Here is a 26,607-nt window from a genome sequence, read left to right on the forward strand (position 1 = left end):
CAGACTCCGGTCCATGACGTTTACAGTTCCCGAGCCGGACCAGCAACTCTCCGACCCCAGCGCGCTGTTGCTGGACTATCTCGACTACTACCGCTCCGTGATCGGTGCCAAGGTCGAGGGGATGTCCGACGCGGACCTGCGCGCCAGCAGGCTCCCGTCCGGGTGGACCCTGCTCGAACTGCTCAAGCACCTCGTCCACATGGAGCAGCGCTGGCTGCGCTGGGGCTTCCGGGGCGAGCAGGTCGCGGAGCCCTGGGGCGACCGCGGCCCCGCGGACCGCTGGTACGTCCGCCCGCAGGAGACGGCCGCCGACCTGCTCGCCGCGCTGCACGCGGGCGGCGAGCGCACCCGGGCCATCGTCACGGGGACGCCGCTGGGCACCCTCGCCGCCGCCGGCGGCCGCTTCCCGGACGACGGCACCCCGCGGCCCACCCTGGGCTGGATCCTCTTCCACGTCCTGCAGGAGTACGCCCGTCACGCGGGCCACCTGGACATCGTCCGCGAGCTGACCGACGGCGCCACCGGTTCCTAGGCCCCGGTGGCTCGTCGCCCGCCGAAGCGGACGGAGCCGCGGGCGCCGGATGCGCGCGGAGGCGGGGTGTGACTGACGGGCTCCGGGTGACCAACCCGCTTCACCGCCACAAGTGTTCGCGTGCATGCGAGGATGACGCCATGGGGACGGGACTGCCCTTCGGGGAGGAGCTGCGGGCCGAGCTCGGCGCACCTCGTCGGGGCCGCCGACTGGGCAGCAGCCCGCGATCACGCGTATGGCGGGCGGAGCTGTCCGGCACACCCGTGGTGGTCAAGCAGCTGGTCGACGGACCGGAGGCCGACGAGCGGTATGCGCGCGAGGTGGCCGCGCTGACGCTCGCATCCCGGGTCGATCCGCCGGTGGTGCCGGTGCTCCTCGGCGCCGATCCGGCGGAACGGGTGCTGGTCCTCGAGTACCTGGAGCACCGGCAGCCCCGCGAGGACTGGGTGATCGACTACGCCTCGGCGCTGGCCCGGCTGCACATGGCCACCGGCGCCGACGATGCGGGCAGGCTCCCCGCCTGGTCGGGCCCGACCCACGACGACGTCGACTCCTTCCTCGGGCTTGCCAGGGCGCTCGGCGTCGCAGTGCCCTCCGGTGTCCGAAGCGAGCTGGACGGCCTGGTGAACCGTCTGCTCGGCGCACCGGGCCATGCCCTGCTGCACGGCGACCCCTGCCCCGGCAATGACATGCACACCGGCGGCGGCATCCGGTTCATCGACTTCGAACAGGCAGCGCTGGGCAACGGGCTCGTGGAGCTCGCCTACCTGCGCATCGGCTTTCCCACCTGTTGGTGCGTCACCGCCCCGGCCCAGCCCCTGCTGCGGGCGGCGGAGGCCGCCTACCGCGAGACGTGGCGCAGCGCGACGGGCACCGAGGTCCACGGCGATCTCACCGACGCATGCGCCGGCTGGCTGCTACGGGGCGACGCGCTGGTCGAGCGGGCCCACCGTGGCACCGCCGACCACCTGGCCGAGATCCCGAACCGCGACTGGACGTGGGGCACGGCAACGGCCCGGCAGCGACTGGTCCACCGTCTCGAAGTCGTCGGCCGGATGGCCGCAGCCGGCGAGGAGCTCAAGGGCCTGGGACAGCTCGCCGCAACCGTGCGGCAGGGCATGCTCACCCGCTGGCCCGCCCTTCAACCGCTGCCCCGGCAACGGCCGTAGCCAAACCCGCCGGGCCCGGTGCCGGCACAGCAAGAGGGGCTCCTGGGCCAGGGGCGGCCCAGGAGCGGCGATCTACCGGGATGCCTCGGGGCAGGCGGCGATCGCGCGGATTTCGACGAGGAGCCCTGGGCTGGCCAGGCCGCTGACGCCGATGATCGTCCAGGTCGGGTAGGGCTCCTTGACGAGGCGCTTCTTGGCCTCGGCGAAGCCGGGCAGGTGCTGGCGGATGTCGACGTGGTAGCTGGTGACGTCGACGAGGGCGGACAGGTCGAGGTTCTCCAGCCGAAGGATCTCTTCGATCTTCCGGATGGCGATCTCGGTCTGCTCCTCGATGGTGTCCGGGATGGTTCCGTCGGCCCGGCGACCGATCGTTCCGGCGATGAACAGGAGGCCGTTCGCGCGGACCGCGGCGGAGTAGCCGAAGCTTGCGAAGGCGCTGGTGGTCTGCCCGAAGACGGCGTTGTCCTCGGGGACTTCGACGGTGTAGCTGGTCATGGCGATGCGTGGCCTTTGCGTTGACTGTGGGTTTCTTCTTCGGCCCGGTCGTCGGGCCGAGGGGTGAGCCAGGGGCTCAGTTGCCCCAGCGGGAGGAACGGCAGGCGTGCTCCAGCCGGGTCCGGCCGAAGGTCTCGCGCTCCCGCAGGAATTCGCCGGGAATCGTGTACCGGGGTGCGTTCTTCGGGTCCTTCGCCGCGTGCGCGACGATCGCGTCCGTCAGGGAACGGACCATGTCCAGCCGTGGATAGGCGGCGTGGACGGCGTCGGCCTGCTCGTCGCTGACCGCGCCGAGGTGATCGGCCCCCAGCGGGCCGCCGAAGTCGAGCGCGACGCCCCCGCGGACGAGGACGCAGAGCGTGCCGCGGCGTTCCGCGATGCCGGGCGAGGTGTGCAGGGCGATGGCCTGCCAGACCTGGTCGGCGTCGGCCGTGGACGTCCCGTGGCGGATGAGGAACTCGGCGGCCCGGTCGGCGCCTTCGACCTCGAAGCGCTGACGGTGCGGGCCGTCGGACGCGACGCCGAGGTCGTGCATCGCGCAGGCGGCGAACAGCAGGTCGTCGTCGTAGTCCCGGCCGGCGGCCAGGTCGAGGCGGGTGGCCACCAGTCGGGCGAACAGGTAGCTGCGGGCGCTGTGGTTGAACAGGGAGGGCGTGTGCACCGGCCGGATGAGGTTCACGACGGCGTCGGCAAGCGGGGTGCCGGGCAGCGTGATCAGGTCGGTGACCGCCTCGTGCGGAGGAGGTCCGGTCATGACTTCATCGTCGCCGTGGCGCCATCTGCCGGACGAGTGGCAAAAGTGACCAACTTCGTCAGGTTTTTGCCACGACCGGCGATCAGGGTGTCGGCACTGGCGGCCGGGTGCGGTCGGCGTGCCAGAAGGTGCGCCGGTAGGCCGTGGGCGTGGTGTCGAGTACGCGGCGGAAGTGCAGCCGCAGGTTGGCGGCCGTGCCCAGTCCGCAGTCGCTCGCCACCCGGTCCACCGGATGGTCCGTGGTTTCCAGCAGTTCCCGCGCCCGGCCGAGCCGGGCGTTGAGCAGCCACTTCAGCGGGGTCGTGCCGGTCTCCTCGGCGAACCGGCGGATGAAGGTGCGCTGCGACAGGCCGGCGTGGCGGGCGAGTACCGGCAGCGTGAGCGGCTCGTCGAGTCGCTGCAGGGCCCATCCCCGGGTGGCGGAGAGCGAGGCTTCACCGGCCACCACGACCGGAGCGGGCACGTACTGGGCCTGTCCGCCGTCCCGGTGCGGGGCGGCGACCAGGCCGCGGGCGATCTCGTTGGCGGCCCCCGCTCCCAGGTCGCGGCGCACGATGTGCAGGCAGAGGTCGATGCCGCAGCACACCCCGGCCGACGTGAGGACGTCCCCCTCGTCGACGTACAGCACGTCGCGGTCGACCGTGACGGCGGGGAAGTCCCGTTCGAGTTCCTCGATGTGCTTCCAGTGGGTCGTGGCGTGCAGGCCGTCCAGCAGGCCCGCCGCGGCCAGCGCGAAGGCTCCCGTGCAGATCGACACCACGCGCTGACCGCGACCGCGGGCCTCGGCCAGCGCGGCGAGTACGGCGTCCGGAGGCCGGACGATCGGCTCGAAGCCCGGCACGATCACGGTGTCGGCGGCGCGCACCTGCTCCAGGCCCCCACCGGCGACCAGGGCGAATCCTGCGGTGGTGGCCACCTTCGCGTCGAGCGCGCACACGGTCATCTCGTACGGCGTCTCCGGTCGGGCGTTGAAGATCTGTGCCGGGATGGCCAGATCGAGCGGGGTGACCCCGTCCAGCGCCAGGACGGCGACTCGATGCACTGTCATGGCAAGATCCTAGGGGACCAGGGCATTGTTGCCACGCGCCGGATGAGCGGGGGAGCAGCGACGACGACCTCACGAGGCCGGGGCCCCGTACCGGTCGGCGAGCTCGCGGGCGGTCACGGCCAGGCGGGCACGCAGGGCCGGTGGTTCCAGGACCTCGACATCGGTGCCCAGCCCCAGGAACGCGCCGTGGGCGTGGTCAAGGGATTCGATGGGCACGGACGCCCTGGTCCAGCCGTCCGCCTCGGCCGTCCCCGACTCCGCGACCGCCCGGGCGAACGCCTGGCCGAGCTGCTCGCCGCCCCGGGCGACACCGCGCGGCGACAGTCGTACCGTCGCCTGCGCGGTGTGCAGCCGGGCATGGAAGTCGGCGAGCCGGTCCTGCCAGTGCGCCGCCAGGTCGAAGCCCTCGGGTGTCGCGAACTGCTCCTCCAGACAGCGTAGTTCGAGGATCTGATCGACCCGGTACGTACGCGCGGTGGCGCCGTCCGCGGCGGCGACCAGATACCAGCGGCCGGCCTTGAGCACCAGCCCGTACGGCTGCAGCCGCCGTTCCACCTCGGTGGGTGCCTTCCACCGCCGGTACCGGACCCACACCGTGCGCCGGTCCCAGACCGCGGCGGCGACCGCCGCCAGGTGCGGCGTCTCGTCCGCCTGCGCGTACCAGCCGGGTGCGTCGAGGTGGAAGCGCTCCTGGACCAGCCTGGCCCGCTCGTGAAGCTCCGCCGGAAGGGCGGCCCACAGCTTCAGCTGGGCGGTCATCAGCACCTCGCCCAGGCCCAGCTCGGCTGCCGGGCCGGGCAGCCCGGCCAGGAAGAGGGCCTGCGACTCATCGGCGGTGAGTCCGGTCAGCCGGGTGCGGTACCCGTCGAGCAGCCGGTAGCCGCCGCCGTGACCGGCCTCGCCGTACAGCGGGACACCGGCGGCGCCGAGGGCTTCGAGGTCCCGGTAGACGGTGCGGACGGAGACCTCCAGCTCGTCGGCGAGCTGATCGGCCGTCATCCTTCCGCGGTTCTGCAGGAGCAGGAGCAGCGAGATCAGTCGGCTGGCGCGCATGGCTGCCAGTATCCACTGACAGAAGATGTCAGTGGATCGGTTCTAGCCTGCGGCCATGAACGATGTCGACTTCCGCCACGGTTCCTCGGACGTGGCCGACCGCAGAATCGCCGACGCCCTCATGAGCATTGTCGAACTGCGCCAGTACACCCTGCGCCCAGGCGCCCGCGACACCCTGATCGACCTCTTCGAGCGGGAGTTCGTGACGGGGCAGCAGGCGGTGGGCATCACCGTCGGCGGCCGGTTCCGTGACCTGGACGACCCGGACCGCTTCGTCTGGCTGCGCGGCTTCCCGGACATGGCGACCCGCGAACGAGCACTGCACGCCTTCTACTACGGCCCCGTCTGGCAGGAGCACCGGCAGGCCGCCAACGCGACCATGCTGGACTCGGACGACGTTCTCCTGCTGCGCGGCCCGGGCTTCACCGCCCCGGACAGCAGCGGACCGGTCGTCGCGACCATCTGCCACCCCCTCGACACGGCTGCCTTCGCCGACCACTTCGAGCGGCAGCTGCGCCCGGAGCTGGCCGCCCTGACACCGCCCTTGGCGGTGCACCGCACCGAACACGCGGAGAACACCTTCCCCGCCCTGCCGGTACGGGCGGGCGAGGACGTCCTGGTGTGGTTCACCGCGGGTGACACCGCCCCCCTGCCGGACCTCTCGGCACACCTGCGGTCCGCCCCGCAGCAGCTGCGTCTCGCACCCGTGGCGTGACACTCCTGCCGGGGCCGGACCAGCGGGCCTTCGCCCTGTCGTGAGGCGTCGCGCCGCCCGGTTGCCCTCCGGACGGCGCGACACCCGCCAGGCGGGCGGCAGCTCTGGCCGCGCTACGGACGAATGATCCGGGAGAGAGGCCTGCTCGCGGACGTGCCGGCCGTGTGGCGCGGGCGGTCGGGGCTGTGTTCTGCGCATGCCTCCTGCTGGAGGAGGACGGCGATCTCGTCGACGTCGTCGTTGACGTCGAAGAACCCCTGGATGTTCGGTGCCGCCGCGCCGTTGACGCCGACGAAGAAGGTGTAGAGGTGGCCGTCGTCCGCCTGCAGGTAGCCCGCGTACGTCTGCGCGTTGACGGCGACCTGTTGGTTGAGCTGGTCGAAGCCGATGATGGTGCCGGGCTTGGCGAAGACCTTGCCCTTGGCCGGGCAGTCGCTGGTGCAGAAGAGGGCGCCCGTGCCGGACACACCGAGGATCGGCAGTGAGGTGCGGAACGCGTCCGCGTCGGGGGTGCGCAGCCAGTATGCGAGCAACTGGTTGAGCCCGGTGGGCGTGACGCGGTCGACGGGGACGTCACCGCGTCCGTCCGCCATCTGGAACTGGGTCGGGTCGACGTTCGCCGTCCGGGTGAGGAAGTCGTGGATGACCGGGAAGCCGTCGAAGCAGTTCGTGCTGCCGCGGCTCACGGCCATGTTGCACAGGGCCAGGTTGGCGCCGAGATTGTGGCTGACATTCAGGATCAGCTTGGCGTAGTCGCGGTACGGCGGCGAGACCAAGGCGGCGACCTGGGGATCGCCGGTGTACGAGGCGGGCAGCGTGTTCTCCGGGTTGGGCCCGGTCGGTGGGGCGGTGACGGTGACCCCTGCGCGGCCCAGGGCCTCGATCAGGGCGGTGCGCCCGAAGGCATTGGGGTCCTGGATCTGGGAGTTCTTCAGGGTGGGCTGGGCGTCGGCGGCGATCGTGCCGGAGAGCGTGATCGCCGTGCCGTCGGGGGACGTGGAGACCTGGATGTCGGTGGTGCCACCGGCCTCCACCGTCTGGACGTTGGAGGTGACCTGGTACGGCGCGACCTGCGGGCGCCAGCTCAGCTGGGCGGGCTGACCGGGGGAGGTCGGCGTGCTCAGCAGGTCGATGACGTTGTCGTTGATGATGAGGGGCGTCGGCTGGGGGCTGATCGGCGGGGGCGTGAACAGCCGCGGGTCGATGACCACATCGCCGTCGACCGTGGTGATGCCCGAGTCGTGGACCTGGTGGGCGATCTGGTCCAGGCCGGCGAGCGGGTCCTCGGGCGTGAGGGTGGCGCCCGGGATGTCGTCGGCATAGGTGTGGTCGATGGAGGTGAAGTCCACCGACCCGTCCGGCTTCGTCCGGCCGCCCATGGTGAGATCGCCTTGGGCGACGAGCGCCAGGTTCCCGGTGAGGGTCGACCCGTCGAGGTGGCCGACAGCGTTCACCGGCGTGGTGAAGCGGTGGTCCGGGCCGAGGGCGTGCCAGGCACCGGAGATGGTGATCAGCTTGATGGTCGAACCCGGCATGAAGAACTGGTCGGGGTACGTGGAGTGGATGACCCGCCCGCTCGCGGGGTCGATCTCCAGCACACTCCACTGCGCGTGCTCGTACGCGGGTTTGTCCATGATCGCCGTGATGTCGGGCCCGAAGCCGCTGTGCGGGTGCTCCGCAGGTGCGGCGGCAGCTGTACCCGCCACGACCGCGAGTGTGGCGCCGACGGTGGCCCAGGCCCGAACCCGATGACGGATCCTCGATCTCATTCGCCCAGCCGTTCTGGAGTCGGAAGCCCCGCTTCGCGGGGCGCTCACGGCGCATGGTAGGAGTCCGGACTCCGGGAGCGGGGCTGCAGCGCGGTGTGCTGACGGCGTGCGGTATGAAAATCATTCAGTCGGTGGAAGGTGGGCGCAGGGATCGGTGATCGTGGAGTTGCGACGCTCTGTGATCACGCGGACCGGGGAGGACTCCTCGACCCAGCCGAACTCTCCGGGAACCGGTCGGGTGTTCCCACGTGGCGGTGCAGGTGGCGGAGTCGTCGGGGCCGGCCGGGGAGACGTACGCCTCCCCGGCCTCATCCGGGGTCAGTTGTAGATGCCCCAGGAGAGCTTGCCGCCGAGGTGGTCGATGATCTCGGTCCGGACGGAGTGGCCCGGGCCGTCGTAGATCCACGGGGACTGGGAGCCGCTGATGGAGTCGTACACCGGCCTGCCGTTGCTGCTGTCCCAGATCAGGAACTCGCAGTGGCCGTTGGTCCTGGTCGGGTCGATGGCCTGGAAGTCGTGGTACTGGCCGTCGGTGTAGAGCCGCGGCTCGATCTTCTGCACGGCGTCGCAGTTCGGGGTGCTGGGCATCTGGAAATCGCCCTCGACGGCGAAGGCCGGCGAGGACATGGTCAGGGCGAGCACGGTCCCCGCGCCGAGGACGGCGACGGCGGTCCGCAGCGAAGTACGGCGAGACAGCATGGTGTGGGGTTCCCCCTGTTGTCGGTTCCTGTCGGTACCCGGCACACGCAGCGGCGGACGGCTCCGCCGGGGTGTGGCCGGGCGGAGCGATGTTTTCAGCGGATGATCACGGTGGCAAGGGCTGCGCTGGCTTTCGGACGTTCTCGGACACCCGGGTGGTGTCCGCGGACACCACCGCCGGCTGCAGAGCCGGGGTGGCCGGCCGAGGCCGCACACGCTGCACTCGGCGCCGTGTGCGGGCTTACCGTCTGTCAGCCGTGGATCGGGAAGGATGCCTGGAACGACAGGCGACCGTCGGCGTCATCGCCGATGCGGGACAGGACGTCGTCGAGTGCGACGAACTCCTCCCAGGCCGCCCGGCCGGTCGCTTCGGCCAGCCGGGCAACGACGAGATCCTCCAGGTCGGCGACGCGCTTGTTCTTCCAGATCTTGTCGGCGAGGCTCACCAGGAGGTCCTCCAAGCCGGCACGCGACGCTGTCCACGACGCGTGTGTCGCGGCGAAGCGGGACAGCTCCGGGCCGACGCCGCAGCCGAGCAGCAGAGCCTGTCCGGCCTCCTCGTGCGCCGCTCCGGGCCCGGAAAGCTCGGAGACGTGCACGGTCTTCCCGATGTCGTGTGTCGCGGCCCCGAAGAGCACCGCCTCGCGGTCGAAGAGCAGGGCCGGGCAGCGCTCTGGGGTCGAGGACGGTCACGGCTCCGGCCGCCGCCAGTGCCGAGGGGCGTACGCGGCCCAGGAGGACGGCCGCCAGGGAGCTGACGGGCAGGGTGAGCTGGGCGGTCTTGCGGGTCCGGTGCACCTCCTGGGGCCCACCAGGGGGCTCGTCAGCCGCAGGAGTTCCTGGCCGGGATCGCCCCCGTTCTTCGCCCGGCGTAGCAGCCGCGGTCGGCTGCCCGGGCCGGGCGGCTGCCCGTCGGCTCTCCCCGGTTCGCGCCGCTTCGTGTGGACGTGATCAGGCCGTCGGCCGATCGGTACGGGTCACGCCGACTGCAGGGGGCTCCGTGAGCGCTCCCGGCCGGGGAGTACGCTGCGGCCGTGATCGATGACGAGGACCAGATCCTGGCTGCTGCGATCGGTGCGCTGGGAGCCGGCAGCGGTGGGTTCGGCGGCGGACGGGGGGCGACGTTCGCGGCGAAGCGCCTGAAGAAGAACGTCCATGAGATCGGCCTGTCGCTGGCCATGCCGCTGGATGCCGCCGCCGCACACGTTGCTGCCGTCCTCGCTCGGGCCGGACACCTGCTGGACGCGGAGGACACCCGGCCCACGGGGGCGCGCGCTGTCCGAGCGGTGGTCGGGGGCGGATACGGGAGCCTGAATCCGGTGCTGATCACCGTCGGTCTGAGCGAGGACGGGCCGGAGCGCACCACGGTGTCCGTTCGTGGTGCGGCCAAGGAGGGGCTCATCAAACAGCGGGCAGGAGAGAAGACGGCGAAGCGCATCGCCGAACTCCTGGCCCGCCAGGGAATGGGCTGACCGTTGCCCGCCCTGGGCCGGCGGCTCCGGTCCGGGCGGGCACGGGCAGGGTCACGCGCCGGTCTCCAGGATGCTTTTGAGGGTGGTCAGTTCGGTGTCGACGAGAGCGATCTGCTCGTCGAAGTAGGTGTCGGTGAAGGCCGGCGGCTGGAAGAAGGTGATCATGAACTCCGCGCCGGTGCCGTTGGCGACGACGCGAGCGGGGACCTGCCAGGACGCCTGTTCGTCGAGGTAGTCGTGGTCGAGGAGGCCGAGTTCGGCGTTGCCGCGGATCCGGAGCCTGGCGGGGCCGTGCGGCGTGGTCATCAGCCACCAGCCGGGCTCGTCGGTGGGCTCGATGGCCTTGACGTTGACGACGGCCCAGGCGGGCCAGTTCGCCGGGTCGGCGAGGAAGGCGAAGACTTCGGCGACGGGGCGGTCGATGCTGACGGTCTTGGTCACCGAGCGAACGGTGGCGGGGCTGGTCTTCATGACGGGGCCTTTCCGGAGCCGGGGGTCTCGGGATGGGGGTCGCCTACCAGACGGCGGATCCAGTCCTCCAGCTGGAGGCGCTGGGCCGGGGCCAGGTGGGCGAAGAAGTGGGCGTCATTGCGATCGGCGATCTCCGCCAGGCGCGGTGCGAGGTCGCGGCCGGCGTCGGTGAGGGTGAGCCGCAGGATGCGCCGGGATCCTGGGTCGCTCTCGCGGGACATGAGGCCCTTGGCGATCAGCCGGTCGACCAGGCGGGAGACCGCGCCGACGTCGATGTCGACGTAGCGGGCCACCTCACGGGTGGTGGTGGCGTCGCCGCGGTGGACGGTGATGAGGACCGCCCACTGGGAGACGGTCACGCCGTGCTCCGCGAGTTGCTTCTCGAACCGGCCGTGGACCTCGTCGGAGAGCCGGCGCAGCCAGTAGCCGAGGTGGTCACGAAGCCCGCTGCTCGATGCTGTCACCCCTCCAGTCTGCATGCCGGGACAACTGTTGTCAAGACAACAGATGGCCTGGGCGAGGGCGTCGCTTCCGGGTCGGGAAGAGCCGGATCCGGCGCCTGGCTACGACCGCGTCAACAGCTGCCTGGCGGCCCTGCCGGGCGACACACTCCTGGTCGACGTGCACTGCCACGTCTGAGCGACGGCCACCCCGGGCCTCCAGGCCTCCCGGCTTCCCGGTCTCCCGGCTTCCCGGTCTTCGGGCGCGATGGTGGTCAGCGTCCGATGCGTTGCTGCGGATGGTGGTGGGCGAGGTGTCGGCGCAGCAGGTCGCGTCCGTAGTCGCCGCCGTTGGGGGTGCGCACGATGGTGTGGACGTGGAACGGTTCGGGCTGGTCGTTGTCGAGGAAGACGCCCTGGTGGCAGTCGTATTCGATCAGGACGACGGGGCTGTGGATGCGGTAGTAGAAGGCGTCGTCGTCGCCGCTCCCGCCGATCCAGGCGAGGTGCGTGTCGTCGAGATGCTGCTCGACGCTCTCCATGAACACGGCGGCGGGACCGTCCGGGAGCCGCTGCGCGTAGGTCTTCACCAAGTGGAGCAGCAACTCCTGTTGCCCGGGGGAGAGCCCACCGGCCGGCAGCCCGGCGTAGGGGATGACACGGTTGTCCTGGGCCGCGCCGCCCAGGTGCCTGCCGTTGACCGGGTCGGCGAGTTCCGCGGGCAGGTCCTGCGACCGGATGGATGGGTGGAGAACGGCCTGACGTGCCTGTTCGGGGTGCAGGCTGCGCCGCAGGTCGAGCCCGGCCGTCCGCTGCTCGTCGAACAGGCGCAGGCCCTTGTGGGTACCGCGGTCGGCCTCGGTGGGCTCGGCGCCGATGAAGGTCGGGGTGAGGACCATCTGCCGGCCGATGATGAAGCAGTGCACGTCGAGGTGGTGGCCCCACAGTTGCCATCCCCACGGCTCCGTTGTCGAGGGGGTGCCGAACACCGCGAAGGAATAGCTGAATTCGGTGAGGGTGTCGCGGTACTGGCCGATCAGTTCGCCGAGCGCGGCGTTGAGTTTCATCGCCGTGCGAGCGTCGGAGAAGCCGCTGGCGGACAAGCAGGCCTCGAGGACCGCGAGCGCACGCTCGCGCTGCGTGGGCTCGAGGTCCTCCAGGCGCAGGCCGTGCGGATCCCAGTTCGGAAAGGCATTGATCCACATCCGCCATTCGTCCGCGTCGACGGCGAAGAGGACCTCCCCGCGCTGCGCGGGAGTGAGGCCGTCGAGGAAGGCGGTCGCCGCCCTGCTCGCGGGCCCCGGATCCCAGCCGGTGTCCTGGAGGGCGAACAGATCGGGTATGACGTGCCCGTCCGTCGTGATGCCGACCAGCGGCTCCTTCGCCCGCTCGAGCACCGGCGGGAACGCCTCCCGCACTACCGCCCGGAGATTCGGGGGAAGGGCCGCGAGATCCACCCGGGCGTCCTGGACCGGCAGCCCGAGAACGGGTCCGAATCCCCGGTAGAGCGTCTTTTCACAGTCGTCATCCATGAGGGAACATGCCTTCCTTGCGGCGAGCCGGAGCCCGCGGGGATCACCGGACCGCTGGATCACCGGATCGCCTCAATGGCCGAGGTTGACCTGTGTCCGGTGGTGGTCGCCCTTCTCCATCAGGTCGACGAACCCGAGGGCGTAGTCCGCGGCGGAGATCGCGCCGCCGTCGTCGGGCTGGACCGCGACGTCGCCGCCGAGCCGGTAGCGGCCGAGTCGCTCGCCGGGCACATGCGCACCGAACCCGAGCGCCGGGCTCACGAAGACCCAGTCGAGGGTCGCCGGCGTGGCCGGGAGGTCCTCGATGACGAGCGCCGCACCGGCGCGGATCTCGTCGTGGAGCGCTGCGGGGATGTGGCCGAGGTCGGTGACGAAGCGATCCGCCCCGGGGGCCGGACGCAGCGAGGAGAAGCCGCCGACGACGAACAGGGGCACGCCTGCGGCATCGGCCAGTCGCGCGATGGTGCGGTGGACCTCGCGGAAGGAGCCGGCCAGCGGGCCGCGTGGGGCGAGTGCGGCCACGACGGAGTCCGCGCCCTCGATGACTGCCGCGAGCGTTGCTTCGTCGGTGGCGTCGCCTTGGACGTAGGTCACGTTCGGGACGGGCGCGCCGGGGAGCGAGCGGCTCAGTGCGGTGACCCGGTGGCCGCGGGCGGCGGCCTCCGCGACGATGGCCGAACCGGCATAGCCGGTACCGCCGATGACGGTCATGCGGGACACGAGGGGCCTTTCGACGGGACGGTGGCGTCGGGCGACGCGATGTGATTACCGTATGAGTGCAGCTCTTTGACGGGAAGAAGGCACTTTGTGGTAACCACGCAGGCCGAGCCGGTGCCCGGCGGCAGCCCCTACCGCGCGGACTGCCCGACCCGCCACATCCTGGATCGCATCGGCGACCGTTGGACGGTGCTCATCGTGGGCGCCCTCTGGGACGGCAGCGCCCGCTTCTCGGAGTTGCGGCGGCGCATCGAGGGCGTCTCGCAGAAGATGCTCACCCAGACCCTCCGCGGGCTCGAACGGGACGGGCTCGTGCTCCGCACCGTCCACCCCGAAGTCCCGGTCCGCGTCGAGTACACGCTCACCGAGGCGGGCCGCACCCTGCGCGAGCCGTTGCGCGCGCTACAGGAATGGTCGATCGCGCACCTCGGCGACGTGTCGGCGTCGCAGGAAGCCTACGACCTCGCGCATCGACCTCCTCTTCCTGACTCCACGGATCGCGACACGTAGCGCTGCGACCTCGGCCTCGCCGCAGGAGCCTGCGCCTGTGCACGACGGGCGGTCACGTCCGCCGGGTGGGCTCCTGCCGGGATTCGCCCGCGTCCTGCCGCCCGAGCCGTCGGCGCCCCCGCTTGTGCCGCGGGCTGCCCGTCCTCGCCACGCCCGCCCGACTCGAAGGCGGCGCTGACCGGGCCGCGCACCGCGGGGCTGGTGGACTCCCGGCCGGGGTCAGGGGCGGCTGTCAATGTCGACCGGCGGAAGGTCGGCCAGCTGCGCCTTGCTGAGCCGCGTCGTGACGACCCCGGCCTGCCACGACACGTCGTCGATCGGGATGGCGACGGTCTTCCTGCCCCACAAGTGGCCCTCCTTGAGGAGCACATGGGTCACGCCTTGGTCGCGCGGGTCGACGAGCAGCCCCTGAACGCGGCCGACCTCGCCGTCGTCGGCCACGACGCGGTCGTCCTTGCGGATCTGGACCTCGTCGCCCGGTACCCGCTCGCGGACGACCGTGTGCGGCGCGCCGCTGTCGGGCAACAGCGGCATGGGGACGGCGCCGCCTCCGCCGAGGCCGGCAGGCGGCATGACGAGCCACTGGCCGGGCTCGTAGCCGAACTGCTCATCGGCGCCCGCCAGGTACTCCGTCTCCTCGGCGGGGGCGAGCTGGGCGACGGCCGCCGTGTCCCGGAACAGGCGGATGTTCTCGGAGTCACTGGCCGTCCCGTCGACGATGTCGACGGGCACCAGCTGGTCGGTGGCGTCACGGCCACCGATCACCAGGTGGGTGACCCGCGCCGACTGCGGTTCGATCACCACCCGCTTCAGCTGGCCGTAGGTGCCGTCCGGGCAGTGGACCTCGGCGCCGATCGCGTACTGCACTGGTGTGCTCACCTGAATTCCTCCTGCGATTGTGCCGGACCGCGTCCAGCGGTCCGGTCGCCGCCCGTCTGCCCCGCCGCAGGCACTCGACACCTCTCCCGCCGGTCTCCCGCCAGGACCTGGGCGGTGCCCCAGGGGACAACCGAGCGCCAGGTCCTTTCCGTCGTACCGCGGCATGACACACCGCAAGCGGGGAAGCCGCTCCACGTTCAGTCAAGCCGCCTTGCGAGGCGAGACAGGAGAGAAAGTCACATGTACATAGGGCTCGGCACCATTGTGCTCATCGTCATCGTCGTCCTGGTCGTGCGTGCCCTCAGCCGCGGCTGACAGGCCATCGAAACGAGCGACGCCCCAACGAGCGGGGGAGGCACCTCGGACACGCTTGGGGTGCGTGATCCCCTCTGCGATGTCGTGGCTCTGCGCGGAGCCGGGCGACCCTGGACGCCACGTCCTGTTGAGCGAGGTGGCGTCCAGGGTCAAGGTTGCTGGCTGTCCGGTTGATTGCTGCTCGACTTCGCTGCTTCGCACTACGGCTGCCTGACTCGCGGGCGGGTGATCAGCGGCGCGATCCCGGCGTCCTGCAGGCGCATGGCCAGCAGAGCCATCTCCGCGAGGGTTCCCACGTATGTGCCGGTCCGGATCCGGTGCAGGGTTGCCTTGGCGTGGGCCAGGTCGCCGCCCAGTTCGGCGCGGAGCACCTTCATCACGGTGACGGCGCCTGCTGCGGGGTCGGCGAGCTGCAGCCGAGCGGGCCCGTGTTCAGCCAGAAGCCGCCCTCGAAGGGAATCGGGGAGGTCGCCTCGGCCGCAATCGGCCAGTGCCCACCCACAGGTCGGGCAGTGGTATTCGATGCTCCACTCCAACGTGCTGCCGACGAGCTCCTGCCCGCCGGAGCAGGTCAGCGCTGCGGCGCAGTCCGGGCACGGCGACGTGTACTCGACGGACTCGCCAGTCACTTCGTAGCCCCTTCCCTTGATGATCACGGTGATCGTGGATGCCGGGCGTGCTTCCGACCGGTCCGCTTCGGCACGATCACGCGTCGTGGGTGGCGTGCCTGCTGGATCCTCCCACCAGAAGCTCGAAGTCCTCCGACCAGAGGCTCGTACCGGGCGAGCACAGAAACCCGCTGGCTGCCACGCGACCGGTTGCGGAAGACTGGCCGGGTGCTGCTTCCCACCACCGCCGGCCTCGTCGAGCTGGTCGAGGCCGTCCGGATCACCGAGCCACACGGCTGGTACCAGTGGACGGATACCGTCCCCGGCGAGACCGTCGGGCTCTGGGACGATGCGCAGGAGGTCCTCGCGCTCGTCGCTGGCCTCCCCGCGAGCACCAGGACGCGGTGCTTCTCCCCGGGCTTCGCAGTCCGTGCCCACACCGGTCCGGGCCAGGTCTTCTCGGGTCAGGTCCTCTTCGAGATCGCCTTCTGCTTCCACTGCCACGCGGCGTGGTTCTACGGCCAGGCCGTCACCCCGAACCTGGCTCGCCAGACCTTCGATCCCGCGAGTGCTCCGGCGCGCGAGCTCCTTCGTCGGTTCCGGGAGAGTGCCGCGTCCCGCTGAGTGACACCGCAGCGACCGCGGACAACCCGGGTCCCTGGCTCCGGGCCGGTCACGTTGCGGGGGCGCTGCGCCGTACCTCCAGAACGGCCTTTCCGGTGACCCGACGCCCGCGGAGCGCCTCGGCTGCCTCGGCGAAGCGCTCCCAGGCGCCCAGCCAACCGGTCTCCACGGCCAGCGTCCCCTCCGCGACCAGCCCGGCCAGCACCGCCAGCTCCGCGCCGACGTCGCCCTCGATGACGAAGGAGGTCAGCGACCTGGCAGGGCCGACCGTCGCGTACGGAGGGAAGACAGCCGGCTCGCCGGAGGTCCAACCGACGCTCTGCACACGGCCACCGGGAGCGAGCAGGTGCCATGCCGCGACCAACTGCGGGCCGCCAACGCTATCGCAGCAGCAAGGAACGGCAGGCGCCCGCGCAGGCCGGGCGGCTCTGCCCTCGCAGGCACCGCACTCTGCCCCTGCGGCCCTGACAGCAGACCCAGGTTCGGCGTATCCAGGAGGAGGACGTCATTCCACCCCGGAGGAGGCGCTGTGCGCGGCCATGCGAATGCCAGGGACACCGGAAAGAAGGAGGCCGACCCGGTGCCCCGCGGCGCCTCGGCAGCCCGCGGGGAGCAGTCTCCTGACCTTCTCCGGCTTCAGGCGACCGTCGGGAACGCCGCGGTCGTGCAGCGGCTGCGACAGGCCGGCCGCCTGGGTTCGTCGGACGGGCCGGAAGCGGTGCAGCGTTCAGCGGTTCACGACGTGCTGCGATCTCCTGGGCGGCCGCTCGACGACGGTACCCGTACCGAGATGGAGAGTCGCTTCGGCGCCGACTTCTCCGATGTGCGGATCCACGACGACGGGGCGGCGAAGGCATCCGCGGCCGGTGTCGGAGCTCGCGCCTACACCTCCGGGCACCACGTGGTGATCGGTGCGGGCGGTGCGGACAGGCACACCCTTGCCCATGAGCTCACGCACGTCATCCAGCAGCGTCAGGGGCCGGTGGCCGGCTCCGACACCGGCGACGGGCTTCGGGTCTCCGATCCCGCCGACCGCTTCGAGCGGGAGGCGGAAAGCACCGCCCGCCGGGTGATGGGCGGTGCGGTGCCGGTGCGGGAGAGCACCGTGCAGCGCGCCGACCGGACACCGGGGCTGGCGGTCCAGCGCTGGGCGGATCAGGACTCCCAGACCGAGCAGGCCATGAAGGTGTCGGCCGGCGGGCTGTTCGCAGTCGTCGCCGATGAACCGGACTCGGTCTGGGTGAAAGCCGGGACACCGGCCGCGAACGTCTCCCCGGCGCTGCGGCGCACCACGACGGAACCGCAGGACCTCTTCGGCACCGGCAACTACCAGGAGTACCAGCTTGCCCGGGAGATCCTGGACGACTGCCTCCACACCGCGGAGGAGATCATGCACAACGCCGTCGGAGAACTGGGCGACGGTGCGAACAGCAACATCCGTACGAACGACGGCACCAAGGCCTTCGGCGTGTCGGACGAGTCGAACCGCGAGCGCGCGGCGGACTTCAAGGGGGAGCCGGACCGCCGCGCGGCTCCGGTGGTCGGCCAGGCCTACGTGATGGTCGCCATGAACCCCGGCGAGGAGGAGATGTCGCAGTACCACGCGGCGGCGGTCGTGGGGGTGGACGGAGCCGACACCCTGACCCTGGAGGCATTCGCCGGCAGCGGACAGACCACCCCGGACCCCAGGACGTACACCATCGCCTCGACGGCGTCCTTCCACGACGTCTGGAGCGGCGGCTACTACGCCAGGAACCACCCCAAGGTGACCATGAAGACGGTCGTCATCGGACCACGCGGCAAGGGCCGCCGCGTGAAGGCGGGCGATGAGCGACCGCAGAACCCGAATGTGGCTGATGACTAGCAATCCAGCCAGCCTTCGCCATTCCCGCTCGCCACGGGTGCTGTTCACCCGTGGCGAGCAGCACTTTGCTGACGGGCGGTCAGCAGGCTGCCCCGGTCCGGTACCGCTCGTGCCAGGTCGTGCGAGACCAGTCGGCGGGCGTGGCGCGCGGGGCGGGGCCGCGCGAGGACCGTTGCGCAGGCTGGCCGTCGCATCCGACGCACCGTGACGAGGGTCAGCTCATGCACAGCAGCACCAGGTCCGCCAAGGTGTGCGGGTGCTGCTCGCCGAACTCCCGCGCGGAGCACTCGACCAGCGAGTCGGCCAGATTGAGCGCGGCACCCGGCCCGGTCCCGATCTCCCGACGCCGGATCGGCGCCCGACTGGCCGTCAGACCGCTCAACGCCACGTAGCCCTGCCCCCGCCACGAGGCGGGTGATCGCACCGAGTACCACCAGGCGCTCCTCAGCACTCATGCCGAGCGCCAGTACGGCGCTGTCCGCACCGGCGAAGGGCACTTCGGCAGGGACGGAACGCAAGGGGACAGGTCAGGCACCGCACGCTCCTCTCGGAATCTCGTCCCGTGAGCCCCCTCACCCCGTCCCAGGTGGTGCGCGTCCGTACCCTGGAAGGGCGTGGGCGCGCACCACCTGCTCATCGATGAGCGTCGGCGCAAGGGTCCTGTCAGGGACGTTGGACGTGTCGGTGGGTGATCAGGCAGGTGGCGGGGACGGGGAAGGCTTCGCGGATGTCATGGCCAGGATCTCCAGCATGGTCTGTCGGTGTCAGGACTCTGCCGAGGCCCCGGTTCGCGGGATGGCGACCGGGCAGGCTAGTTTGCTCGGGTGAGTCTCCTTGATGATGTGGCCGAGCGTGACGGCTGGCGGTGCTGGGTGTGCGACGAGCCGGTCGACCCCGACAAGTCGGTGAACGACCCGCGAGGGCCCAGCGTCGACAGCCGGACCACCGACCGGAAGGCCAAGGTCGCCGAGCGGCTCGCGCACCGCGGGTGCAACACCCACAAGGGCGCGGTCAAGGTGGTCATCGCCTGGCCGGACCGTCTGTACGTGGTCGAACCCGCGCCGCTGATCACCGTTGCGGGGAGGCTGGAGCGCAAGGGGGGCCGCGAGATGGTGGGCCGCTGTCCGACCAGGCAGGACGCTCAAGAGGCGGCGGATTGGCTGGTGGACCGGTTCTCCCGGCTGGTACCAGGGCTGCCGGTGACCGCCGACATCGAGGCGGGCGGCGGCCAGTTCCTCGTCATCCTGGCCAGCGGCCGCCGCTGACGCCTGATCCCGCAGACCGTGGCGCAGGCGAGGCGGCACCGCTTCGGAGTGGCCCAGTACCGTCCTGGTCGCCACCGTCCTCGCGGCCGCCGTGCCGGGTGCCGGCGGGGCCGCCCTCGCCTGAGGGTCCGAGCACCGCGCCATCGGACGTCGCAGTGCCTACCGAACGTCGACTACTGCACGTCGGTGGGCAGGCTGAGCATGGCGTCGTCGTACACACGCAGCCGGCCCCGTTCGTCCGGGCAGACGTCGTTGGCATTCGGGTACGTCTGACGAGTGTTGTGCAGGCCGCGCTGGAACCGCTCCTACCGCTCCTACCGCTCCTACCGCTCCTACCGCCGCCTGCCGGCCTGCCTCGCCGTCGGCGCCACGCTGGCCGGCCCCGCGAACCGCACCGGCCTCGGTGACGATCCGACCTTTCGGCCCGGCTCGTGGCCGCGCAAGCAGGCGACGGTCCGCACCGCCGGGAGGCCGATCGGGCGGCAGAGCGCGCGCCTGGAGCTGGTCCCCTGGCCGCCGCTCCGCCGGCCGGCCGGCCAGGACCGTCGCCTGCTGATCCGCTCGCCGCTCCGCGATGCCCCCCCGCCGTCCCGGCCGACCCAGACCGGGAGGGCCGCTTCCCCAGCAGACGAGTGGTCACCGTCCGATCCACCCAGCAGCCGTCCGCGTCCTCCGGTGCGCCCGCTTCCTCTCACCACTGCTGGGGGCGGTCCCGGGAGGTGCGCTGGTTCGGGCGGTCGACACCTTGATCGGCTCGCGACGGAGATGTGATCTTTCTCCGTCAGACTGTCAGGTGATCTTCACGTTCCTGTGCTCGTTGCTCCCGATTGGTTCATGGTGTCTCAACAGTCCAGCCCCGCCCGCCGTTTCAGGGGCGGTATCTCGTTCGCCGTCGTCGCCGTCGTACTCGCCAGCCTCAAGTCTCTCAGCGGATGCCAGGCCCTGTCCGGCCAGTTGAAGACGCTGCCGCCGGAGCAGTTGAAGAGCGAGCTGGTCACCGCGCCGGCCGGGTCGAAGCCGTTCGCCCAGGGAACGCTGTCGCCTGACGGCATCCTGACGCTCGACCAGTTCGTCGACGGCGTGATCAAGGCCGGTGACCGGTCCGACGAGAAGCGGAGCATGACCGACCGGGGTTTCAAGTCCGCCGCAGAGGTGAACTGGGACGCACCGGACGGCACCTCGGCCGACGTCTTCCTGCTCCAGTTCACCAGGTCCGACGGCGCGCAGGACTTCGTCAGCGGCGTGTCGCAGGCGACGGCGAACGAGGAGAAGCCGCAGCGGCCGCTGGGCTCGCTGCCGGGCATATCCGGGGGCGAGACGTGGACCGCCGGCGCGGTGGACACCGTGGGGAACATCCGCCAGAGCGCCTGGTTCTCCGTTGGCAACATCGCCGCCGACGTGCACTACTACACCCCCGGCCAGCCCGACTCGGGCGGGCTGGCCCAACTCGCCCGCGCCCAGCAGGCACGGTTGACCGGGAACGTCACCACCCCCTCGCCGCTGCCCGCCGGCACCACGTCGGCCGCACCCGCCCCCGGCACCACGTCGGCTGCGCCCGCCCCGGCCGGTACCACGGCGGCCGCAGCGGCCCCGGCCGACCAGAACCGCCTGCTGGGCGACCTGGTGGCGCCGCCCGCCGCCTCCAAGCCGTGGCAGGCCGACGACCAGACCGGGCCGAGTGGCATCCTGACGCTCAACCAGTTCGCGATCCGCTACGCGCAGGCCGACCGGCAGGGCGTCATCGACAAGCAGACCACCCGTGGCTTCCAGTACGCGGTCCGGGAGAACTGGAACACCAGCGACGGCCAGGAAGCCGACATCGTACTGGCCCAGTTCGCCACCGCGACCGGCGCACAGAGCTACACCCTCGGCCACCAGAGCAGCGCCGGCGACAAGGCGGACGCCGCCGGCACCTACCCGATCCCGAACAGCGGCGACACCATCGCCTACGACCACCGCGACCTCGACAGCAACGGGGACATCCTGACCGAGAGTTACGCCGTCATCGGCAACATCGCCATCGACGTCAGCTACTGGCAGCCGAGCAAGGCCGTCGACCGGGCGGTCATGACCGCCCTGCTCCAGCAGCAGTACGCCAAGCTGCTCGCCGACCCGACCGTGGCCACCGCCGCAAAGGCGGCACCTGCCCTGCCGTCGGCCACCCCGTGACGCCATGGGACGCTGGGCCGGTAGTCCAGTCGCACCAAGCTCTCGGCGCCCCGAAGCAACTCGACTGGGCATGGGCCAGGATCTGTGCGGCTGGACGGCTTGGCCATGGCCCGGCCGGTGGCTCCGTCAGTCGATCAAGCGGCCTGCTCCTCGCGCTCGACGAGGATGCCGTTCTCGAACCGTGCACCTGTACGGACCAGGCGCAGCTGGAGTTCGAGTGGATGCGTCACAGCCCGGGTGACACGGATCAGGACCGATCTGGCCCCGGAACAGATGACGTAGGACGGTGTGGCATCCGGGTGGGTGCCACACCGTCCCACCGGTGCCTGGAGGGATGCCTGGAGGGATGCCTGGACCGGTGCCTGGAGGGGTGAACCGAAGGGTGCACCGAAAGGTGCAGCCGCCTGGCGGCTCGTGCCGCCGTATCCGCAGGTCAGGGCCTATGGGCAAGCCCTTCTCGCGCGACGACACCTCTTTCCACGCGATAGCCGCGGAAGAGAGGAGCCAGTCGATGCCGGGCCGGATGCCAGGCCAGCCGGTTCGCTGGCGCCGGCCCGTGCCCGCACGGGTGGTCGGCGCGACGCACGCGATCGTGATGGAAGCGACCGTTCCCGGACCGCGAGCCTCCTCCCCGGCTACGCCCCTGGCCCGGCCACGTGGCTCCTCCGGGCTCAATGGCGATCGTCCGAGAGCCCAGCCTGGCTACGCAGCGACGGCGCATTACCGGGCAGCGACGTGCCGATGGCGGCCCCCGGATTGCAGAGGGCCGCCATCGGGCTCCATGGCACCAGATCAGCACGGGGTCACGGCGAGCTGTTGTTCGTGACCTGGTCGGATCACGGTCGCTGTGGTCGCCGCTTTCAAAGGGATGAGCTAGGTCCCCACGAGGTGTTCGATGATTTTGGAGAAATATGCGTTTCGGTCTCGCATCAGCTCGATGCTGGCTACGATGGCGCTGCTCTTGTTGACCGGTGTGAACGTTGTTCCGGCAACCGGGATGGCGATGATCGTCAGATGAAATTCCGGGAATTGGTTTCCGGTTTTCCGTCCGTGTTCGTGGATGGCGTCGGCCAGGCGGGTGCGTGGCTGTCCCGGGGCGGTCCGGCTCAGTTTCGCCAGTTCCCTCTTCCGCTGGGAGCTCCAGGCCAGGAGTTCGGTGGAGTGGCGTCGGACGAGGGCGCCGAGGGGGCCGTGAAGGCTCTGCGCGGCGTTGGACTCGTGGCCCGGTGATGCCAGAGCGAACTCCCACCACGCTTGCCACCGTGACTCGATCTCGGGGACCGTGTCCTGAAGCGGCGTCAGCGGCAGAGGCGGGTCGATCGGCGGCAGGCCGAGCGGGTCGGTAAAGCCAAGCGCGTCACGGATGGCGAGGGCGAAGGCTATGTCGTGTGAGTAGTCCAGCGTGACCGACCATGCCGTGCTCGGTGCTGCCGTCATAGGTTGCGCTCCCTTGTGTCAGAAGACCCAGGTGGTGTCGCTGGGGGCACCGGTGTGGCAGAGCTCGCCGTCCCACAGCAGGACATCGCTGCTGGCGACGACGCCGGCCGTCTCCCAGGTGGCACCGCCGCTGTGGATGTCCCACTCGCCGTGCCAATGCTCGTCGACCCCGAGACCGCCGCCCCACGAGTGGCTCAGAAAAATTCCGAACCGGCTTGCTTTTCCGACAATCTGGGAACTTCAGGGCAGATGGGCCCTGGCACGCCCGCGAGGCAGCCACCGGCATGGGGTACCGGATCCACCCTCGGTGGCGGCGGGCGGGTACGGACGGCGGCGGCATCCCCCCTCGGGCGACGGGGTCCGGGTCGTGCAGGGTACCGGCTGGCTTCGTCAGCCAGGTCGTAACCTGGAACAGCGGGTGGAGCCGCGCGAAGTCGGTGCCCCCACCCGCTGCCAGGTCCTCGGTGACCACCCGTGGGTGGCAGCGCTCCGGCTCGGAGCCGCTCTCTTTGCCTGCCGCTGCCGCTGCCGCTACCGCTGCCGGATCAGGACGGATCGGTGGTGGTGAGCGCGTCCAGGCGGGCCTGGACGCGCTCGACGTCGGGGCGCATGCTGAGGCTTCGGTAGGCTGCCAGCGCCTGGTTCAGGTACTCGGCGCCTTGCCCGGTTCCCTCGGTGGAGCGCAGCAGCATGGCACCGATGCCCTCCAGGGCGATCGCCTCGTCGTCGCGGTGCTGCACTTCCCGGGTGAGGCGCAGTGCATCGCGGTACGTGGCCAAGGCGTGGGCCGTGTCGCCGGCGGCGGCAAAGACGGCGGCATAGAGGTTCGTCGCCCACGCTTCGTTGTCGTAGGAGTTCACCTCGCGGTAGATGTCCAGGGCTCGGGCATGCGCGTCCAGCGCGCCCGCGTAGTCCTCGACCGTCATCCGCATCCGCCCCAACCCGATGAGTGCGCCGGCCCGGTCCAGCCACTCACTGTGGCCGGACGGCGGACGCGACTGCTCGGACAGTTCCTGATAGATCGTCAATGCGCGGCCGTCGGCGTCGGCGGCGCCGGCCTCGTCCCCGGTGGCCCTTCTCACCTGTCCCAGCACGGTGAGGGTCTTGGCCTGGCTCAGCCGGTGGCCCAACTGCTCGTAGCGGCTCAGCGCCTGGGACAGGTCCTCGACGGCTCCCGCGGTGTCCCCGGTCAGTCGTCGCAGCCTGCCGCGATGACCCAGTGAACCGGCCTGGCCGATCAGGTCGTTCGACTCGAGGTACAGCGCCAGCGCACGCGAGTGCGCGTCGGCGGCAGCAGGGTAGTCCCCGGTGCTCCTGAGCACCCGCCCGAGCTCGTTCAGAGCATCGGCTTGGCCGGCCCGTTCGGACACCTGCTGGAACAGGTCGGCGGCGCGGGCATGTGCGTCGGCGGCGGCCACGTACTCCCCGGTCATGTGCAGCACGCGTCCGAGGTTGTTCAACGCGTCGGCTTGCCCGGCGCGGTCGCCCAGGTGTTCTGCGGCGGCCGCCGCGGCGGCGTGCAGGGCCCGTGCCCGTGACCAGGGGCCGTCGGCGTAGAGCAGTTCGGCCAGGCCCTCGGTCAGTGTGACCACGTGTTCGAGCCACCCCTGGCGGGTGGCCAGTGCGAGGCAGGCCTCCAGGGTGGCGCGTTCGGCGCGGAGCCAGGTGTACGCCTCGTGCGGGGAGGGCAGGGCCGGCGCGTGGGCAGGGGCCGAGCCGTGTTGCTCGTGCCGGGCGTACTCGAAGGTCCTCGTGTCGGCCGAGACGGATGTGTGCCCGTAGTAGTTCAGCAGCCGCTGCACCGCCGCGCCCCTCTGATCGGCCGGGTCGCCCTGCGCCAAGGTGTGGGCGTGGGCGCGGATCAGGTCGTGCATCCGGTAGCGGCCGGCCGCGGGTTCGGCCAGCAGATTGTGGTCGACCAGGTCCTGCAGCAGGTCCTCGGTGTCGGTGAGGTCGCAGTCCAGCAGGGCCGCGGCGGCGTAGGCGTCGATCTCGGCCCCGGGGCTCAGGCTGAGACAGCGGAAGAGGGACTTCTGGTCGTGGGTCAGGTTCTGGTAGGACAGGTCGAACATGGAGGTGAGGTCCCGTTCTCCGTCGGAGAATCGCTGCAGGCTGGGGCGGGCGTCACGCAGTCTGCGCGCGAGGCGCGACAGGGTCCAGGTGGGACGGATGCGGATGAGGGCGGCGGCGATCCGCAACGCCAGGGGCAGGCCCCCGCACAACTCGACGATCTCTTCGAGCAGGGGATCGTCCGCCTGGGTCCGGCCGGGCCCGGCCACCTCGCGGAAGAGCGCCACGGCATCCCTCATCGGGAGTGCGTCCAGCGGCAGGGACGACGCGTCGTCCAGTGCGCCCAGTCGTCTTCGGCTGGTCACCAGCACCAGGCATCCGCTGTCGCCGGGCAGCAGCGGGCGCACCTGTGCTTCGCTGCGGGCGTTGTCCAGGATGATCAGGGTCCTGGTCCCGGCCAGGCGGCCGCGGTAGAGCGCCGCGCGGGCGTCGAGGTCCGCGGGGATCCGGCCCGGAGGCACTCCGTAGCCCTGCAGCACAGCGGCGAGCGCGTCGGCGGGGTCGCGCGGGGTCATGCCTCGGGTGTAGCCGTGCAGGTCGACGAAGAGCTGACCGTCAGGGAATCGCTCAGCGAGTCGGTGCCCGGCGTGGACGGCCAGGGTGGTCTTGCCGATCCCGGCCATTCCGTCGATGGCCCAGATCACCACTGTTCCCGACGAACCACCGGGATCGTCGGTGATGTCGAGCAGTTGAGCGAGTTCTCGTTCGCGGCCGGTGAATGCGGAGGTCGTGGCGGGCAACTGGCGGGGAGTCCCGTCCGTGCCCCGGTGGTCGGGGGCCGTGACCTGGGTCAGGCCCCCGGGCTTGCCGGGCAGGCCGATCAGGGCGGCGAGTTCGGCGAGCCGGTCGGCGTCAAGGCGTTGGTACCAGTGGTCGACCCGGTAGGCGGCCAGCGCGCCGGGGCCGTCCTTGGGGTGGTGCTTGCCGATCACCCCGACCAAGGTGTCCCCGCAGAACACCGGGGCGCCGGACATCCCCTCCCAGGGGGAGCGTCCGCGGTCCGGGTCGGGTGCCGGTTCCCGGACCTGGATCTCCAGCGTTCCCTCCCGCCGGTTGGCCCAGTTGGTGGCATGGCCGGTGGCGTGCTCGCAGTCGCGGTACTGGGTCGGTCTGCCGTCGGCGCCCGGGCGCGCCGCATCGTCGCGGACCTTGAACCGTGGAAAGCCCATGGTCTCGCACTCCACCGGCGGTCGGAGGATGCGGCCGAAGCGGACACGAGCCACCGGTGGCACGGGGCCCGGCGGATCGACGGACGCCTCGAGGATGCGCAGGACGGCGATGTCCAGGTCCGCATCCGACCAGGCGGGCTGCGCCCGAGCGGTCCACTGCCCGTCCTGATCGGCGTTGAGACGCACCCTGATCGAGGCCGCGCCGTCCAGGACGTGCGCGGCGGTCAGCACCAGGTCCCGGGCCAGCAGGTAGCCCGATCCGCAGCGGCGGCTCCCGCCCTTGGCGGCGGTGGAGATGATGACCTCGGCGACGCGCTGCGGATCGAGACCGCCGGAGCGGTCGGTCACCGCTCCTGCTCCCCGGCCTCACCCGAGACCATGGGGGTCCAGCCCTCCCTGCCTTCGCGGGGGGTGAGGGTGAGCTTGATGCGCTGGGTGGACGTGCGGTCCACGCTGCCGTGGGCGCCGAGACTGAGCACCACGAACCGCGGTTTGACTTCGGCCGACGCCCCGGCCTCGATCGCCACGGACACCTCGACCTCCACCGGTCCGAGCTCGAAGCGCAGGGCCTCGTCAGCTCCGGCCGCCATCGCGTACTCAAGCTCGTCGCGCAGTGCCCGAATGACTTCCGCCAGCTCCAACATCCGCCCCCTTGCCCCACTGCCAGAACTGATGATGCCTCAGTGCAGGAGCGGTCGCCAGACCGCCTCGTGACCGGCGCCGCGCGGGCCTGGTGACCGGTGCGCGGGCGGCGCTCCCGCCGTACCCGGCTCCCGCCGTACCCGCCCCGGCCGGCGTCCACAGCCCGGGCACCGAGCCCCGGCCGTCAGG

Annotated in this window: 25 protein-coding genes and 2 pseudogenes; 9 read left to right on the forward strand and 18 right to left on the reverse strand. The window is 71.1% G+C overall.

Going from position 1 to position 26,607, the window contains the following annotated elements; genetic code table 11:
* Positions 1-13: 13 nt before the first annotated feature.
* Both OG294_RS39015 and OG294_RS39020 read left to right on the forward strand, forming a co-directional pair.
* A complete protein-coding gene (locus tag OG294_RS39015) occupies positions 14-532 on the forward strand; it encodes a DinB family protein (protein ID WP_327071315.1) in 519 nt (172 codons plus the stop codon).
* A 140-nt stretch (positions 533-672) separates the two neighbouring features.
* Positions 673-1,701, forward strand: coding sequence for an aminoglycoside phosphotransferase family protein (locus OG294_RS39020; RefSeq protein WP_327071316.1), 1,029 nt, complete (start codon positions 673-675; stop codon positions 1,699-1,701).
* Between the two features lie 72 nt (positions 1,702-1,773).
* Here OG294_RS39020 and OG294_RS39025 read toward each other — a convergent pair whose 3' ends face one another.
* The 4 genes from OG294_RS39025 to OG294_RS39040 all read right to left on the reverse strand — a co-directional run bounded on the left by OG294_RS39025 (position 1,774) and on the right by OG294_RS39040 (position 5,051).
* Positions 1,774-2,196, reverse strand: a complete 423-nt coding sequence (locus OG294_RS39025) for a RidA family protein (RefSeq protein ID WP_327071317.1) — start codon at positions 2,194-2,196, stop codon at positions 1,774-1,776.
* Positions 2,197-2,272: 76 nt separating this feature from the next.
* Positions 2,273-2,950 carry an HD domain-containing protein gene (locus OG294_RS39030; RefSeq protein WP_327071318.1) on the reverse strand — a complete coding sequence of 226 codons (678 nt, stop codon included), beginning with the start codon at positions 2,948-2,950 and terminating at the stop codon, positions 2,273-2,275.
* 82 nt (positions 2,951-3,032) lie between these two features.
* Positions 3,033-3,998 carry a GlxA family transcriptional regulator gene (locus tag OG294_RS39035; protein WP_327071319.1) on the reverse strand — a complete coding sequence of 322 codons (966 nt, stop codon included), beginning with the start codon at positions 3,996-3,998 and terminating at the stop codon, positions 3,033-3,035.
* A gap of 69 nt (positions 3,999-4,067) precedes the next feature.
* Entirely contained in the window at positions 4,068-5,051 is a 984-nt protein-coding gene (locus tag OG294_RS39040) for a helix-turn-helix transcriptional regulator (protein WP_327071320.1), read from the reverse strand.
* Positions 5,052-5,106: 55 nt separating this feature from the next.
* Here OG294_RS39040 and OG294_RS39045 point away from each other — a divergent pair, with 55 nt between their 5' ends.
* Complete coding sequence (locus tag OG294_RS39045; protein WP_327071321.1) at positions 5,107-5,766, forward strand: NIPSNAP family protein; 660 nt, start codon at positions 5,107-5,109, stop codon at positions 5,764-5,766.
* A 113-nt stretch (positions 5,767-5,879) separates the two neighbouring features.
* Here the strand turns inward: OG294_RS39045 and dacB are convergent, their stop codons facing one another.
* The 3 genes and pseudogenes from dacB to OG294_RS39060 form a co-directional block, all read right to left on the reverse strand.
* Positions 5,880-7,472, reverse strand: a complete 1,593-nt coding sequence (gene dacB, locus OG294_RS39050; RefSeq protein ID WP_327071322.1) for a D-alanyl-D-alanine carboxypeptidase/D-alanyl-D-alanine endopeptidase — start codon at positions 7,470-7,472, stop codon at positions 5,880-5,882.
* A gap of 381 nt (positions 7,473-7,853) precedes the next feature.
* The gene (locus OG294_RS39055; RefSeq protein WP_327071323.1) at positions 7,854-8,234 is read right to left on the reverse strand and encodes a hypothetical protein; all 381 of its coding nucleotides are present in this window, start codon (positions 8,232-8,234) and stop codon (positions 7,854-7,856) included.
* A gap of 251 nt (positions 8,235-8,485) precedes the next feature.
* Positions 8,486-8,905: pseudogene (locus OG294_RS39060) on the reverse strand (phosphohydrolase); the annotation flags it as partial.
* Positions 8,906-9,268: 363 nt separating this feature from the next.
* Here OG294_RS39060 and OG294_RS39065 point away from each other — a divergent pair.
* Positions 9,269-9,706, forward strand: a complete 438-nt coding sequence (locus OG294_RS39065; protein WP_327071324.1) for a hypothetical protein — start codon at positions 9,269-9,271, stop codon at positions 9,704-9,706.
* 51 nt (positions 9,707-9,757) lie between these two features.
* Here the strand turns inward: OG294_RS39065 and OG294_RS39070 are convergent, their stop codons facing one another.
* From OG294_RS39070 to OG294_RS39085, 4 genes are all read right to left on the reverse strand, one after another.
* Complete coding sequence (locus tag OG294_RS39070; RefSeq protein WP_327071325.1) at positions 9,758-10,147, reverse strand: hypothetical protein; 390 nt, start codon at positions 10,145-10,147, stop codon at positions 9,758-9,760.
* Between the two features lie 26 nt (positions 10,148-10,173).
* Positions 10,174-10,641: a MarR family winged helix-turn-helix transcriptional regulator gene (locus tag OG294_RS39075; protein WP_327071326.1), complete on the reverse strand. Its 468-nt coding sequence runs from the start codon at positions 10,639-10,641 to the stop codon at positions 10,174-10,176.
* Positions 10,642-10,892: 251 nt separating this feature from the next.
* The gene (locus OG294_RS39080; protein ID WP_327071327.1) at positions 10,893-12,212 is read right to left on the reverse strand and encodes a DUF3500 domain-containing protein; all 1,320 of its coding nucleotides are present in this window, start codon (positions 12,210-12,212) and stop codon (positions 10,893-10,895) included.
* A gap of 9 nt (positions 12,213-12,221) precedes the next feature.
* Positions 12,222-12,860 (reverse strand): NAD(P)-dependent oxidoreductase, encoded by a 639-nt coding sequence (locus tag OG294_RS39085; protein WP_327071328.1) that lies wholly within the window; start codon positions 12,858-12,860, stop codon positions 12,222-12,224.
* Between the two features lie 96 nt (positions 12,861-12,956).
* Here OG294_RS39085 and OG294_RS39090 point away from each other — a divergent pair, with 96 nt between their 5' ends.
* Complete coding sequence (locus tag OG294_RS39090; RefSeq protein WP_327071329.1) at positions 12,957-13,376, forward strand: winged helix-turn-helix transcriptional regulator; 420 nt, start codon at positions 12,957-12,959, stop codon at positions 13,374-13,376.
* 219 nt (positions 13,377-13,595) lie between these two features.
* Here the strand turns inward: OG294_RS39090 and OG294_RS39095 are convergent, their stop codons facing one another.
* Positions 13,596-14,255 carry a PRC-barrel domain-containing protein gene (locus OG294_RS39095; RefSeq protein ID WP_327071330.1) on the reverse strand — a complete coding sequence of 220 codons (660 nt, stop codon included), beginning with the start codon at positions 14,253-14,255 and terminating at the stop codon, positions 13,596-13,598.
* Between the two features lie 515 nt (positions 14,256-14,770).
* Complete coding sequence (locus OG294_RS39100; RefSeq protein WP_327071331.1) at positions 14,771-15,226, reverse strand: hypothetical protein; 456 nt, start codon at positions 15,224-15,226, stop codon at positions 14,771-14,773.
* A 180-nt stretch (positions 15,227-15,406) separates the two neighbouring features.
* Here OG294_RS39100 and OG294_RS39105 point away from each other — a divergent pair, with 180 nt between their 5' ends.
* The gene (locus OG294_RS39105) at positions 15,407-15,802 is read left to right on the forward strand and encodes a hypothetical protein (protein WP_327071332.1); all 396 of its coding nucleotides are present in this window, start codon (positions 15,407-15,409) and stop codon (positions 15,800-15,802) included.
* 49 nt (positions 15,803-15,851) lie between these two features.
* Here OG294_RS39105 and OG294_RS39110 read toward each other — a convergent pair.
* Positions 15,852-16,190, reverse strand: a pseudogene (locus OG294_RS39110) (zinc-binding dehydrogenase); the annotation flags it as partial.
* Positions 16,191-16,592: 402 nt separating this feature from the next.
* Here OG294_RS39110 and OG294_RS41285 point away from each other — a divergent pair.
* Positions 16,593-17,666 (forward strand): eCIS core domain-containing protein, encoded by a 1,074-nt coding sequence (locus tag OG294_RS41285; RefSeq protein ID WP_442789294.1) that lies wholly within the window; start codon positions 16,593-16,595, stop codon positions 17,664-17,666.
* Between the two features lie 214 nt (positions 17,667-17,880).
* On the opposite strand, the gene OG294_RS39120 is transcribed toward OG294_RS41285, so the two are convergent.
* Complete coding sequence (locus OG294_RS39120; RefSeq protein ID WP_327071333.1) at positions 17,881-18,090, reverse strand: hypothetical protein; 210 nt, start codon at positions 18,088-18,090, stop codon at positions 17,881-17,883.
* Positions 18,091-18,490: 400 nt separating this feature from the next.
* Between OG294_RS39120 and OG294_RS39125 the strand changes: the two genes are divergently transcribed.
* On the forward strand, positions 18,491-18,931 hold the full coding sequence (locus tag OG294_RS39125) for a hypothetical protein (RefSeq protein WP_327071334.1): 441 nt from the start codon (positions 18,491-18,493) through the stop codon (positions 18,929-18,931).
* An 834-nt stretch (positions 18,932-19,765) separates the two neighbouring features.
* On the forward strand, positions 19,766-21,100 hold the full coding sequence (locus tag OG294_RS39130; protein ID WP_327071335.1) for a hypothetical protein: 1,335 nt from the start codon (positions 19,766-19,768) through the stop codon (positions 21,098-21,100).
* An 873-nt stretch (positions 21,101-21,973) separates the two neighbouring features.
* Here the strand turns inward: OG294_RS39130 and OG294_RS39135 are convergent.
* From OG294_RS39135 to OG294_RS39145, 3 genes are all read right to left on the reverse strand, one after another.
* Positions 21,974-22,537 (reverse strand): hypothetical protein, encoded by a 564-nt coding sequence (locus tag OG294_RS39135; protein ID WP_327071336.1) that lies wholly within the window; start codon positions 22,535-22,537, stop codon positions 21,974-21,976.
* A 545-nt stretch (positions 22,538-23,082) separates the two neighbouring features.
* The gene (locus OG294_RS39140; protein ID WP_327071337.1) at positions 23,083-26,124 is read right to left on the reverse strand and encodes a tetratricopeptide repeat protein; all 3,042 of its coding nucleotides are present in this window, start codon (positions 26,122-26,124) and stop codon (positions 23,083-23,085) included.
* A complete protein-coding gene (locus OG294_RS39145; protein WP_327071338.1) occupies positions 26,121-26,420 on the reverse strand; it encodes a trypco2 family protein in 300 nt (99 codons plus the stop codon). Before OG294_RS39145 ends, OG294_RS39140 begins: the two co-directional genes overlap by 4 nt.
* Positions 26,421-26,607 lie beyond the last annotated feature (187 nt).

It is taken from the genome of Kitasatospora sp. NBC_01302 (assembly GCF_035976515.1).
Taxonomy (GTDB): domain Bacteria; phylum Actinomycetota; class Actinomycetes; order Streptomycetales; family Streptomycetaceae; genus Kitasatospora.